Source organism: Pseudomonas sp. AN-1 (genome assembly GCF_034057115.1).
Classification (GTDB): domain Bacteria; phylum Pseudomonadota; class Gammaproteobacteria; order Pseudomonadales; family Pseudomonadaceae; genus Geopseudomonas.
Genome location: NZ_CP139195.1, coordinates 4,207,024 through 4,220,097, shown reverse-complemented (window position 1 = coordinate 4,220,097; position 13,074 = coordinate 4,207,024). Strand labels below are relative to the sequence as shown.

At 68.5% G+C, this 13,074-nt stretch carries 13 protein-coding genes; 2 read left to right on the top strand and 11 right to left on the bottom strand.

The window, feature by feature from the left end; genetic code table 11:
• Positions 1 to 28 precede the first annotated feature (28 nt).
• The 9 genes from SK095_RS19820 to SK095_RS19780 form a co-directional block, all read right to left on the bottom strand.
• The gene (locus tag SK095_RS19820; protein ID WP_320547235.1) at positions 29 to 256 is read right to left on the bottom strand and encodes a hypothetical protein; all 228 of its coding nucleotides are present in this window, start codon (positions 254 to 256) and stop codon (positions 29 to 31) included.
• A gap of 94 nt (positions 257 to 350) precedes the next feature.
• Positions 351 to 1,874: an ArnT family glycosyltransferase gene (locus tag SK095_RS19815; protein WP_320547234.1), complete on the bottom strand. Its 1,524-nt coding sequence runs from the start codon at positions 1,872 to 1,874 to the stop codon at positions 351 to 353.
• Positions 1,875 to 1,878: 4 nt separating this feature from the next.
• On the bottom strand, positions 1,879 to 2,157 hold the full coding sequence (locus SK095_RS19810; protein WP_136488183.1) for a lipid-A-disaccharide synthase N-terminal domain-containing protein: 279 nt from the start codon (positions 2,155 to 2,157) through the stop codon (positions 1,879 to 1,881).
• A gap of 1 nt (position 2,158) precedes the next feature.
• Positions 2,159 to 2,941 carry a glycosyltransferase family 2 protein gene (locus SK095_RS19805; protein WP_136488184.1) on the bottom strand — a complete coding sequence of 261 codons (783 nt, stop codon included), beginning with the start codon at positions 2,939 to 2,941 and terminating at the stop codon, positions 2,159 to 2,161.
• A gap of 2 nt (positions 2,942 to 2,943) precedes the next feature.
• Positions 2,944 to 3,909: an NAD-dependent epimerase gene (locus SK095_RS19800; protein WP_136488185.1), complete on the bottom strand. Its 966-nt coding sequence runs from the start codon at positions 3,907 to 3,909 to the stop codon at positions 2,944 to 2,946.
• Positions 3,906 to 5,249 (bottom strand): UDP-glucose/GDP-mannose dehydrogenase family protein, encoded by a 1,344-nt coding sequence (locus tag SK095_RS19795; RefSeq protein WP_320547233.1) that lies wholly within the window; start codon positions 5,247 to 5,249, stop codon positions 3,906 to 3,908. Before SK095_RS19795 ends, SK095_RS19800 begins: the two co-directional genes overlap by 4 nt.
• 102 nt (positions 5,250 to 5,351) lie before the next feature.
• Positions 5,352 to 5,951 (bottom strand): class I SAM-dependent methyltransferase, encoded by a 600-nt coding sequence (locus tag SK095_RS19790; protein WP_320547232.1) that lies wholly within the window; start codon positions 5,949 to 5,951, stop codon positions 5,352 to 5,354.
• Positions 5,952 to 6,033: 82 nt separating this feature from the next.
• The gene (locus tag SK095_RS19785) at positions 6,034 to 7,317 is read right to left on the bottom strand and encodes a HAMP domain-containing sensor histidine kinase (RefSeq protein ID WP_320547231.1); all 1,284 of its coding nucleotides are present in this window, start codon (positions 7,315 to 7,317) and stop codon (positions 6,034 to 6,036) included.
• Complete coding sequence (locus SK095_RS19780; protein WP_320547230.1) at positions 7,307 to 7,990, bottom strand: response regulator transcription factor; 684 nt, start codon at positions 7,988 to 7,990, stop codon at positions 7,307 to 7,309. The genes SK095_RS19785 and SK095_RS19780 overlap by 11 nt, the downstream gene beginning before the upstream one ends.
• Before the next feature lie 164 nt (positions 7,991 to 8,154).
• On the opposite strand from SK095_RS19780, the gene SK095_RS19775 reads away from it, so the two are divergent.
• A complete protein-coding gene (locus SK095_RS19775) occupies positions 8,155 to 10,137 on the top strand; it encodes an LTA synthase family protein (protein WP_320547229.1) in 1,983 nt (660 codons plus the stop codon).
• Positions 10,134 to 10,877, top strand: a complete 744-nt coding sequence (locus SK095_RS19770; RefSeq protein ID WP_320547228.1) for a phosphatase PAP2 family protein — start codon at positions 10,134 to 10,136, stop codon at positions 10,875 to 10,877. The genes SK095_RS19775 and SK095_RS19770 overlap by 4 nt, the downstream gene beginning before the upstream one ends.
• Positions 10,878 to 10,945: 68 nt before the next feature.
• Here the strand turns inward: SK095_RS19770 and groL are convergent, their stop codons facing one another.
• Positions 10,946 to 12,586, bottom strand: a complete 1,641-nt coding sequence (gene groL / locus SK095_RS19765) for a chaperonin GroEL (protein ID WP_136488192.1) — start codon at positions 12,584 to 12,586, stop codon at positions 10,946 to 10,948.
• A 53-nt stretch (positions 12,587 to 12,639) separates the two neighbouring features.
• Positions 12,640 to 12,933, bottom strand: a complete 294-nt coding sequence (locus SK095_RS19760; RefSeq protein ID WP_201485190.1) for a co-chaperone GroES — start codon at positions 12,931 to 12,933, stop codon at positions 12,640 to 12,642.
• Between the last annotated feature and the right edge of the window lie 141 nt (positions 12,934 to 13,074).

The window sequence follows — 13,074 nt, the reverse complement described above, 5'->3', positions numbered from 1 at the left end:
CCCGCCCAGCCCGGGCCGCCCGGCCGATTCAGCCGCGCATGCCCTGCACGATCTGGTAGAGCATCAGCAGCCCCTGCGGGTCGGTACTGCTCCGTGCCCGCTGTCGCTCGCTCGGAATGCTGTGGGCGAGCGGCTGCTGGGCCAGCTGGCTGCTGCGGATCACTGTCACGCCCGGATTCCACCAGCTGGCCGCGGCCTGCGCGACCACTCCGAACGCCGCCACCAGGAAAAGGCCGCGAACCACATACGGTTTCATCTTGGTCACCTCCTGACATCCTCACCGGAGATACACAGATAACCGTAGTCGAGGCCATTCCCCTCCCGGATCAGCTGCGACGAATGGCGGCCGGTCATGGCAGCGGCCGGCGCCAGGCGAAGCGATAGGCCTTGGCCGGCTGCGAGCTCCGGCACTGGCCGTTGTCCGCCGCGGCGCCCACCAGGTACCAGACTTCCCGCGAGGTCTCGCCCAGCTGGCGGGCCTGCTCCGGATCGAAGCAGCGCGCCAGCTCCGTGGAGGGAATCAGCGCGAAGGCCTGCGGATGGCCGCGCAGCCACTCGGCCGCCCGATCCACCGACTCCGGCCGGGCGAAGCCGAAATGCACGATCGGCTGGCGCGCATACAGCCAGTGGCCCTCGCGCCAGGTGGTCAGCACCAGATCGGCGCCGCCGCTCAGCTCGGCCGTCTGGGCCATGATCGCGTCGTGGGGATTGGCGCCCTCCTTGAGCGGCTCGATCCAGCCGCGGGCGAACCACAGGGCGAACCACACCAGCGCGAGGCCGACGAAGACCTGACGCCCACGCGGCCGCCGGGCGAACCAGCGGCGCAGCAGCCAGGGCACCAGCGGGGCGACCAGCAGGACCAGCCCCGGCAGCGCCGGATAGATGTACAGCTTGCGCTTGCCGCTGCTCAGCGAGAAGAACAGCAGGACCAGCACCACCCAGCCGAGCAGCACCAGCACCCGGCCGTCGCGCTTGGCCAGTTGGCGGCGCCAGGCCGGCACCAGCCACGGCAGGGCGAGGAACATCGGCAGCCAGTACTTGGGAATCACCTCGGCGAAGAAGTACCAGAACGGCTCGCGGTGGTGCCAGGCGTCGGCGTAGCGCTTGGCGGTCTGCTTGAGGAGGATCTCCTGCACATAGGCGACGCTCTCGGCATTGCCCTGCAGCGCGACCATCACCAGCAGCGGCAGCAGCCAGACCGCGATGGCCGCCAGCATTGCTGCCAGGCCCAGCCACCAGCGCCGCCCCTGTCCCGGCATCGCCACCACGCCCGTCCAGCCCCGGCGCGCGGCGTAGAAATAGGGGATCAGCAGCAGGATCGGCAGGAAGCCGACGCCCTTGCTGATGATGCCGAACCCCATCGCCGCGCAGCCCAGGTAGAACCAGCCCCAGGCCGGCCCCAGCAGCAGGTGGCGGAGCAGGCCGTAGACGCCGAGGATGATCCACAGGCAGAGGAAGCCGTCGATCTGCCCGGCGCGCAGGATGCTGTGGGTCTGGTAGGTGGCGAGGAACAGCAGCGCGGCGATCACGCCGATGCGCGGATTCCACAGCCGCCGCCCCAGGTCGTACAGGCACAAGGTGGCCACCGCGCCGGCCAGCAGCGCCGGCAGGAACAGCGCCAGGATGGGCGCATCGGTGAGCCGGACGAACAGCGCCACCGCCCACATGAACAGCGGCGGCTTGTCCGGATAGATTTCCGCGGCGCGGTGCGGGATGAACCAGGAACCGCTCTGCAGCATCTCCATGGCGACGCCGAGGAAGCGCTCCTCGTCGACATTGAGCGGCTGGCGCAGGCCCAGACCGGCGCCGAGCATGAGCAGCGCCAGGGCCAGCAGCCACAGCGGGGCGCGCCGCGGCGAGATCGGCAGACGCATCGGCTCAGTCCCCCTTTTCCTTGTCCTTGTGCCGCGCGATCAGTTGCAGGTTGCGCAGGTAGACGACGAAGCCGAACGACTGGCCGAGGATGAACACCGGGTCCTCGCGGTAGATGGCATAGGCCAGCAGCAGCGCGCTGCCGACGATGCTCAGGTACCAGAAACCGACCGGAATGATGCTGCGCTTCTTGTACTCGCTGTACAGCCACTGCAGGGCGAAGCGGCCGGTGAAGGCCAGTTGGCCGGCGAAGCCGACCACCAGCCAGAGAGTCTCACGCCCCATGTCAGCCCTCGACCTCGTGCGCCGCCAGATCCAGGCGGGTGCGCCGGATCAGCCACCACACGCCGAACAGGTCGAGGATGCCGACCAGCGCGCGATCCAGGTTGCCGTACTTGGAGACGCCGGCGCCGCGCGGACGGTGATTGACCGGATGGACGATCATCCGCCCGTTGTGGCGCTTGATCAGCGCCGGGATGAAGCGGTGCATGTGGTCGAAATAGGGCAGCTGCAGGAAGGCGGCGCGCTCGATCACCTTGATGCCGCAGCCGGTGTCCGGCGTCTCGTCGCGCAGCAGGCGGCTGCGCAGGCGGTTGGCGAAGCGCGAGGCCCAGCGCTTGCTGGCGGTGTCGCGGCGGTTGACGCGGTGGCCGGCGACCAGCTTGACCGCATCGGCATGCCCCTCGGTGCCGCGCACCAGCGCCAGCATGCCGGGCAGGTCGGCCGGATCGTTCTGCCCGTCGCCGTCGAGGGTGGCCAGCCACTGGCCACGGGCGACCTGGGCGGCGTGGTAGATCGAGGTGCTCTGCCCCAGCGAGTGGGTGTGGCTGAGGATGCGCAGCTGGTCGAAGCCCTCGCGCTTGAGCGCGCGCAGGGCGGCGGCGGTGCTGTCGGTGCTGCCGTCGTCCACCACGATCACCTCGTAGGCTTCGTCGGCCAGCGCGGCGCGCACCTCGCCGAGCAGGCTCGGCAGGTTGTCGGCCTCGTTCTTGGCCGGGATCACCACGGAAACGTAGATGTCGCCGGACGCGGCGGTGCCGGCCGGGTTGGAAATGGTCTGTTGGGTCATTGTTATACCGCGTAGTAATCCCGATACCAGTTGACGAAGTGGCTCACGCCGCTCTGCAGCGTGGTTGCCGGACGGAAGTCGATCAGTTCGGCCAGCTCGTCGACATCCGCCCAGGTGCGCAGCACGTCGCCGGGCTGCAGGGGCAGGAAGTTCTTCTGCGCCTCGACGCCGAGGGCGGCCTCGAGACACTCGACGAAGTCGAGCAGGCGCACCGGCTCGCCGCGGCCGATGTTGTACACCTTGCTCGGCACCGCGCCGGCCGGCGGCAGGGCCTGCAGGCGCAGGATGCCCTCGACGATGTCGTCGATGTAGGTGAAGTCGCGCGACATCTGCCCGTCGTTGTAGATGTCGATGGGCCGACCATGGAGGATGGCGTCGGTGAACTTGAACAGCGCCATGTCCGGGCGGCCCCAGGGGCCGTAGACGGTGAAGAAGCGCAGGCCGGTGGCGCGCACGCCGTACAGGTGCGCGTAGGTGAAGGCCATCAGCTCGTTGGCGCGCTTGCTGGCGGCATACAGCGAGGCCGGCTGCTCCACCGGATCCCGGGTGGCGAACGGCAGCTTGTCGTTGAGGCCGTACACCGAACTGCTCGAGGCGTAGAGCAGGTGCTCGACCGGAAAATGCCGGCAGGCCTCGAGGATGTTCAGGTAGCCGCTCAGGTTGGACTCGACGTAGACCTCCGGATGGTCCACCGAATAGCGCACCCCGGCCTGCGCCGCCAGGTGGATGACGCGCTGGAAGCGCTGTGCCTCGAACAGCGCCAGCAGCCCCGCCTTGTCGACGATGTCCAGCCGCTGGAAGCTGAAGCCGGGCAGCTCCGCCAGGCGGGCGAGGCGCGCTTCCTTGAGCGCCACGCTGTAGTAGTCGTTGAGATTGTCGATGCCGACCACTTCGTGGCCTTCGGCGCACAGCCGGCGGGCGACATGGAAGCCGATGAACCCGGCGGCTCCGGTGACCAGGAACTTCATGCCGCCCCCTCGACGCTGCAGCCGCGGCCGATGCCGTAGTAGGTGATGCCGGCAGCCGCCAGGGTGGCCGGCTCGAACAGGTTGCGGCCGTCGAAGATCACCCGGTCGGCGAGCTTGGCCTTGACCAGTTCCTCGTCCAGCACGCGGAAGTCCTGCCACTCGGTGACGATCAGCAGCGCATCGGCGCCCTCCAGCGCTTCCTCCTTGCTGGCGGTCAGCCGCAGGTCGTCACGCGCGCCGAACAGGCGCCGCGCCTCGTCCATCGCCTCGGGATCGAAGGCCTGTACCCGCGCGCCGGCCTGCCACAGCGCGGCGAGCAGCTCGCGGCTGGGGGCATCGCGCATGTCGTCGGTGTTGGGCTTGAACGCCAGGCCCCACAGGGCGAAGGTCCTGCCGCGCAGGTTGCCGCCGTAGTGGGCGCTGACCTTCTCGAACAGCCGCTGCTTCTGCGCGGCGTTGACCGCCTCCACCGCCTGCAGCAGGCGCGGCTGGTAACCCAGGCCCTGGGCGATCTGCTGCAGGGCCTGGATGTCCTTGGGGAAGCACGAGCCGCCGAAGCCGCAGCCGGCGTAGATGAAGTCGTAGCCGATGCGCGAGTCCGAGCCGATGCCGCGGCGCACCATCTCGATGTCGGCGCCCAGGCGTTCGGCCAGGTTGGCGATCTCGTTGATGAAGGAGATCTTGGTCGCCAGCATGCAGTTGGCGGCGTACTTGGTCAGCTCGGCGCTGCGCGCGTCCATGACCATGATCTTCTCGTGGTTGCGGCTGAACGGCTGGTACAGCTCGCGCAGCACGGCGACCAGCTCGGGGCTGTCGGTGCCGATGATGATCCGTTCCGGACGCATGCAGTCGTCCACCGCGCAGCCTTCCTTGAGGAACTCGGGATTGGAGGCGACCCGGAAGTCATCGGCCCACGGCTTGCCCGCCGCGGCCTCGCGCAGGTGCGCGGCGATGCGGTCGACGGTGCCCACCGGCGAGGTGGACTTGTTGACGATCAGCTTGGCCTGCTCGCTGTGCGCGGCGATGCTGTCGACCACCGCGAACACCTGGCGCAGGTCGGCGCTGCCGTCCGCCAGCGGCGGGGTGCCGACGGCGATGAAGATCAGCCGGGCGAAGCGCACGGCCCGCTCGGCGTCGACGGTGAACTGCAGGCGGCCGGCGGCCAGGTTCTTGGTGATCAGCGAGGCCAGTCCGGGTTCGTAGATCGGCGACTGCCCGGCGTTGAGACGCTCGATGCGCGCCGTGTCGATATCCACGCAGCAGACCGAGTGCCCCACTTCCGCCAGGCATACCGCCTGGGTCAGTCCCACATACCCCGTACCGAAAACCGTGACTTTCATGGATGTCTCACACCGTAACGGAAACTGCGACCCTCGGGTCGTCGATCGGCAAGCAGGAGAGCCGGGGGCACTGGCCGCGCGAGCACTCCGCTCATGTTCTAATTAGTCTTCCTTGCGCACCACGTATATCCACGAAGTGGAATAACCTGGCAAAAGGCCATAACGCCCAAGAATATCAAAGCCGGCCTGCACCAACTCGCCCTCGATGGCCTTGCCGGCGGGGAAACGCCCGGCCGGCAGCGACAGGATCAGGGTGTCGCGGGTGACGCGACGCAGCTCGCGCAACTGCTGGCGGAGTTGCAGCGCCTCGGCGCCGCACGGCAGCAGGCCGATGACGAGAATGCAGTCGACCGCGTTGTCCGGCAGCAGCAGAGCCGCCGCGGTCCCCTGGAAGACCCTGACTCGCTCCGCCAGCCCGGCAGGCTGGGCGGCCAGCACGGCATCGAGGCGCTGCTGCGAAGGTCCGGCGGCGAGGATGACCCGGTTGTCATGCTCGGCCAGCAGCGGCCAGCAGCGGCCAGCCTCGGGCGACAGGTCGAGGAGCAGGTTCGGCTCGCCGGCCAGTTTCAGCGCCCGGCGCAGCAGCTGCGCCTCGCGCCAGAGCAGCAGTCGCCGGCGCAGGGCGCCCCCCTGCCCTGCCGCGCAGGAGTGATCGCGCGAGTGCGCCAGTTGCTCGGGCTCGGCCGGACGAGGTCGTTCCATACGCGGAGATCCACAGGAAAGATGGCGCGTGACCCTAAGGTCCGAGCCATCAAGGGCGGGTGAACAGTATGTGAAGAAAACGTCAAGCGCCATGATCCAGGTCCACCTCGAAGCGACAGCCATGGGGCTCGACCGGCAGCAGGGCGATCCGCCAGCCCTCCTGGGCGCAGATCCGCTGCACCAGCGACAGGCCGAGGCCGAGACCATCGCCACGCTCGCGGTCGCCGCGCACGAAAGGCTCGAACACCGACGCGCGCATCTCCTCGGGTATTCCGGCGCCGCTGTCATCGACGCTGAAGCCACGGGCCGACAGGCTCAGGCAGATCCGCCCGCTGTCGGTGTAGTGCCAGGCGTTGCGCAGCAGGTTGCCCAGTACCGCGCGCAGCAGCGGCGCGTTGTAGGGGTGGCCGGCCGGCGCCTCCGGGCCCGGCCGATAGTCGAGCTGCAGGCCCTTGGCCTCGATCGGCTCGCGCCACTGCGCCACCAGTTCGTCGGCCACCTCGCGCAGGCTCGCCCGCGGTGCGCCGCCGCCCTGGGCGGACTGCGCGCGGGCCAGTTGCAGGAAGGTCTGCACCAGCTCGCGCATCTCGGCCGTGGCCCGGGCGATGCGCTGCACCTGACGACGCCCCCGCTCGTCCAGCGCCGGACTCTCCAGCAGCAGCTCGCAGGCGCCGGCCAGCACCATCAGCGGAGTGCGCAGTTCGTGGCTGACGTCGCTGGTGAACAGCTGCTCGCGGCTGAGCGCCTGACGCAGCTGGCTGAGGGTGCCATCGAAGGCCGCCGCCAACTGGCCGACCTCGTCGGGCGCGTAGTCGGGCGCCAGCGGCGGCGCCAGCGCCAGCAACTGGTCGCGATGACGCACCTGGCGCGCCAGGCGGCTCACCGGCGCCATCACCCGCCGCGCCAGCAACCAGCCGAGTCCCATGGCCAGCAGCACGCTGGACAGGAAGCCCACCACCACCACCACGTAGATCAGTTGCTCGCGCCGCTCGAAGTCGCTCTGGTCCTGCAGCAGCACATAGCGGCGGCCGTCCACCTGACGCACCATGGCGTGCCAGGCCTGCTCGCCGCGGAAGACCTCGTGGAACCCCTCGCCCAGCGCGGCGACATCTACCGGCAGGGCGAACTCCTCGACGCCGCCGGTGAAGTGGAACTGCTGGTCCGGGCGCGGCTGCGCGCGCCACTCGTCCATGGTCTCCATCTTCAGCAGACGGTCGAGGTCGCGCCCCAGCTGGGCAGACAGCAGGCGCTCCTCGACCACGTGGATGGTGGCCACGGTGCCCACGGCGAAGGTGCCGGCCACCAGCAGGCTCATCAGCGCGAAGGCGATGACGATGCGCTGCGCCAGGCTGGGCTTAAAGCGCATCGACACTCTCGGCCAGGCGGTAGCCGACACCGTGCACGGTGTGCAGCAGCGGGGCCGGGAAAGGCTTGTCGATCACCTGGCGCAGCTGGTGGATGTGGCTGCGCAGGCTGTCGCTGTCCGGGCAGTCGTCGCCCCACAGCGCTTCCTCCAGCGCCTCGCGGCGCAGCACGTGGGGGCTCCTCTGCATCAGCAGGGCGAGCAGCTTGAGGCCCAGCGGATTGAGCTTGAGGCGACGGCCGGCGCGGGCCACCTCGAGGGTGTCGAGGTCGTAGCTGAGATCGGCCACCTGCAGCAGCCGGCGCGCCGCGCCCTGGCTGCGGCGCAGCACCGCCTCGATGCGCGCGGCCAGCTCGCTCATGGCGAACGGCTTGACCAGGTAGTCGTCGGCGCCGGCCTTGAAGCCCTGCAGACGGTCGTCGAGCTGGTCGCGGGCGGTGAGCATGATCACCGGCACGCTGCTGCGGCCCTCCTCGCGCAGGCGCCGGCACAGGCTGTAGCCATCCAGGCCGGGCAGCATCACGTCGAGCACCAGCAGGTCGTAGTGCCCGCTGGTGGCCAGGTTCAGCCCCGACAGGCCGTCCTGCGCACAGTCGACGCTGTAGCCCTTGAGTTCCAGATAGTCGGCCAGGTTGGCCAGGATGTCGCGATTGTCTTCGACCAGCAGGATACGCATGCAGTCACCTCTACCGCCAGGATCGCACGGGCGGGTTAGGAAAATCTTAAGAGCCGGAAAGTTACCGCACGCCGCTCGCTTTGACACATTTTTCATGCGCCGCTCACGTCGGCATGACGTCCGCGCGCGCAGTCTGCGCGCGCTCAACCGCTTCGGACCCCGTCATGCCACAACTCCTACGCTCCGCGCCCCTGCGCTACCTGTTCCTGCTGCTGGCCTGCTGGCTGGCCCTGTTCACCCTGACCCGTGCCGCGCTGCTGCTCGGCCACTGGAGCGAGGCCGCCCTGGCGCCGCTGCAGGTCGCCGCGCTGTTCGGCACTGGCCTGCTCTACGACCTCGGCTTCCTCGCCTTCGCCGCCGTGCCGCTGGCCCTCTACCTGCTGCTGTGCCCGCCATTCCTGTGGCGCCGCCCCGGCCACCGCCTGTGGCTGCAGGCGCTGTTCGCCGTCAGCCTGTTCGCCATGCTGTTCGGCGCGCTGGCCGAATGGCTGTTCTGGGACGAGTTCGGTGTGCGCTTCAACTTCATCGCCGTCGACTACCTGGTGTACTCGGAGGAAGTGCTGCACAACATCCTCGAGTCCTATCCGGTGTTCCGCCTGCTCGGCGCCATCGCCGTCCTCGCCATCGGCCTGACCATCGCCCTGCGACCGTTCCTGCGCCGCGCGCTGGACGCCGAAATGCCGCCATTGCCCCGCCGCCTGGCCGCCTTCGTCCTGCTCGTCGCCTGCAGCGGCCTGGGTTTCGCGCTGCTCGACCAGCAGTCCCCGCGCGGCCTGGGCGGCAATGCCTACCAGCGCGAACTGGCGAGCAACGGCCCGTACCAGTTCTTCGCCGCCTTCCGCAACAACGAGCTGGACTACCCGCAGTTCTACCCGACCCTGGGCATGGACAAGGTAGCCAGCATCCTGCGCGAGGAGCTGCAGGCGCCCAACGCCCGCTTCCACGCCGGCGAACCGCTGAATATCCGCCGGCAGATCGACAACCCCGGCCCGCCGGCCCGGCTCAACGTAGTGCTGGTCACCATCGAGAGCCTGTCGGCCAGGTACCTCGGCAGCTTCGGCGACAGCCGCGGCCTGACCCCCAATCTCGACGCCCTGCGCAAGGACAGCCTGACCTTCAGCAACTTCTACGCCACCGGCACCCGCACCGACCGCGGCCTGGAAGCCATCACCCTGTCGGTGCCGCCGACCCCGGGGCGCTCCATCGTCAAGCGCATCGGTCGCGAGAGCGGCTACGCCAGCCTCGGCCAGCAGCTCAAGGCCCACGGCTACGACAGCGTGTTCGTCTACGGCGGACGCGGCTACTTCGACAACATGAACGCCTTTTTCGGCGGCAACGGCTACCGCATCGTCGACCAGAGCAGCGTGCCCGACAGCGAGATCCACTTCGCCAACGCCTGGGGCATGGCCGACGAGGATCTCTACGCCCAGGCGATGAAGATCGCCGACGCCGACCATGCCGCCGGCAAGCCGTTCCTGCTGCAGCTGATGACCACCTCCAACCACCGCCCCTATACCTATCCGGACGGGCGCATCGACATCACTTCCGGCGACGGCCGCGAGGGGGCGGTGAAATACACCGACTGGGCCATCGGCGACTTCCTCGCCAAGGCGCGGCAGAAACCCTGGTTCGACGACACGCTGTTCGTCTTCGTCGCCGACCACTGCGCCGGCAGCGCCGGCAAGGAAGACCTGCCGGTGGCCAACTACCACATCCCGCTGTTCATCCACGCGCCCAAGTGGATCCAGCCGCGCGAGGACGGCCAGTTGGCCAGCCAGGTCGATCTGGCGCCGACCCTGCTCGGCCTGCTCGGCCTGGACTACCAGTCGACCTTCTTCGGCCGCGACCTGCGCGTGCCGGCCAGCAACCCGCCGCGCGTGCTGGTCGGCAACTACCAGCACCTCGGCCTGTTCGACGGTACCGACCTGGCGATCCTCAGCCCGCCGAAGCAGATGCGCCGCCACGACGATGCGCTCGGCGCCAGCCGTGAAAGCGCAGCCGCGCTCGACGATCCGCTGATCGAGCGCGACATCGCCTACTACCAGGCCGCCAGCTACGCTTTCCGCCATGGCCTGCTGACCTGGAACGGCCAGTTGCCGCCGGCGGAGTTCGGCCTGGGACAGCACACCGAGAGCGCGCGCCGATGAACCACTCGACTCCGGGCGCCTCGCGCCCGCTGCGCATCGGGCTGGCCCTCGTCCTGCCCGCGACGCTGATCGCCCTGCTCCTGCTGGTCGAGCCGACCCGGCTCGACTTCGCCATCTCCGACCTGTTCTACCAGCCGGGCGTCGGCTTCGCCGGCAAGCACAGCTACTGGCTGGAGAACGTCCTCCACGACCGCGCCAAGCAGGGGGTGATCCTCATCGGCGTGCTGGCCATCGCCGGCCTGCTGGCCAGCTGGCTGCACCGGCCGTGGGCCGCCTGGCGGCGGCCGCTCGGCTATGTGGTGCTGGCCATGGCGCTGTCCACCGCCATCGTCAGCCCGGTGAAGACCCTCACCGGCGTGCATTGCCCCTGGGATCTGACCCGCTACGGCGGCGCGGAAACCTACACGCCGCTGCTCGCCGAGCGCGCCCCGGTGGTCGACAGCCCCGGCCGCTGCTGGCCGGGCGGCCACGCCAGCAGCGGCTTCACCCTGTTCGCCCTGTACTTCGTCCTGCGCGACCGCCGGCCACGCCTGGCCCGCGCCGCCCTGCTGTTCGCCTTGGGCCTGGGTTCGCTGTTCTCCGTCGGCCGGGTCATGCAGGGCGCACACTTCCTGTCGCACAACCTGTGGACCGCGCTGTTCGACTGGATGATCTGCCTGGGCTGCTATCGCCTGCTGCTCTACCGTCCCGCAGCGGCGCTGCAGCCGGCGATCGCGCTCGAGGCGGCGCCTCGCCGCTGACTGACGGGCAATAAAAAACCCCGCGCCAGAGGCGCGGGGTTTTCGTTACAGGCGGAAGGCCGGTCGGCTTACATCATGCCGCCCATGCCACCCATGCCGCCCATGTCCGGCATGGCCGGAGCGGCCTTGTCTTCCGGAATGTCGGCGACCATGGCTTCGGTGGTGACCATCAGGCCGGCGATGGAGGCAGCCGACTGCAGGGCAGTACGGGTGACCTTGGCCGGATCGAGGATACCCATCTCGATCATGTCGCCGTACACGCCGGTGGCGGCGTTGTAGCCGAAGTTGCCGCTACCCTGCTTGACCTTGTCGACCACCACGCTCGGCTCGTCGCCGGCGTTGGCGACGATCTGGCGCAGCGGCGCCTCGACGGCACGACGCAGCAGGGCGATGCCGACGTTCTGGTCTTCGTTGTCGCCCTTCAGGCCTTCGATGGCCTGCAGGGAACGCACCAGGGCGACGCCGCCGCCAGGCACCACGCCTTCTTCCACGGCAGCGCGGGTGGCGTGCAGGGCGTCTTCGACGCGGGCCTTCTTCTCCTTCATCTCGACTTCGGTGGCAGCGCCGACCTTGATCACGGCAACACCGCCGGCCAGCTTGGCCAGGCGCTCTTGCAGCTTCTCGCGGTCGTAGTCGGAGGTGGTTTCCTCGACCTGCTTGCGGATCTGCGCCACGCGGGCTTCGATGTCGGCCTGGGCGCCGGCACCGTCGATGATGGTGGTGTTTTCCTTGTTCAGGACCACGCGCTTGGCGTTGCCCAGGTGCTCCAGACCGGCGCCTTCCAGCGACAGGCCGACTTCCTCGGAGATCACGGTGCCGCCGGTCAGGATGGCGATGTCCTGCAGCATGGCCTTGCGGCGATCGCCGAAGCCCGGAGCCTTGACGGCGGCGACCTTGACGATGCCGCGCATGTTGTTGACCACCAGGGTGGCCAGGGCTTCGCCCTCGACGTCCTCGGCGACGATCAGCAGCGGACGGCCGGCCTTGGCGACGGCTTCCAGCACCGGCAGCATTTCGCGGATGTTGGAGATCTTCTTGTCGACCAGCAGCAGCAGCGGGTTTTCCAGCTCGGCGGACATGGTGTCCGGCTTGTTGACGAAGTACGGCGACAGGTAGCCGCGGTCGAACTGCATGCCTTCGACGACCGACAGCTCGTTCTCCAGGCCCGAGCCTTCCTCGACGGTGATCACGCCTTCCTTGCCGACCTTGTCCATGGCTTCGGCGATGATGTTGCCGATGGACTCGTCGGAGTTGGCGGAGATGGTGCCGACCTGGGCGATGGCCTTGGTGTCGGTGCACGGCTTGGCCAGGTCCTTCAGCTGGGCGACGATGGCGATGGTCGCCTTGTCGATGCCGCGCTTCAGGTCCATCGGGTTCATGCCGGCGGCGACGGCCTTCAGGCCCTCGTTGACGATGGCCTGGGCCAGCACGGTGGCGGTGGTGGTGCCGTCACCGGCCTGGTCGTTGGCCTTGGAGGCCACGTCCTTGACCAGTTGGGCGCCCATGTTCTCGAACTTGTCCTTCAGCTCGATTTCCTTGGCCACGGACACGCCGTCCTTGGTGATCAGCGGAGCGCCGAAGCTCTTGTCCAGCACCACGTTGCGGCCTTTCGGGCCGAGGGTGGCCTTGACGGCGTCGGCCAGGATGTTCACGCCGACCAGCATCTTCTTGCGAGCGGAATCGCCGAATTTGACTTCTTTAGCAGCCATGTTCTTCTAAACCTCGGATGGAATTCAGGAAATGCGCGAAAAGCGGCGGGAAATCAGTCTTCCAGGACGGCGAGGATTTCGTTCTCGCCCATCACCAGCAGGTCTTCGCCGTCGACTTTGACGGTGTTGCTGCCCGAGTACGGGCCGAACACCACCTTGTCGCCGACCTTGACGGCCAGCGGGCGCACTTCGCCGTTGTCCAGAACGCGACCGGCGCCGACAGCGACGACTTCACCGCGATTCGGTTTCTCGGCAGCGGAACCCGGCAGGACGATGCCGCCTGCGGTCTTGGTTTCTTCTTCGCTGCGACGAATCACGACGCGGTCATGCAGAGGACGAAGCTTCATTGTCGATCTCTCCTAACAGGTTGTTTCCAGCTGCCGGTGAAGTTCACCGGCGGGTTGGTAGATTCCGGCGTTGCCGGGAGCGACGCGCGGGGCACGTCGCGAAAGTCTGGGCGGTGATTGCTCGGCAATCCTGCGCTGACC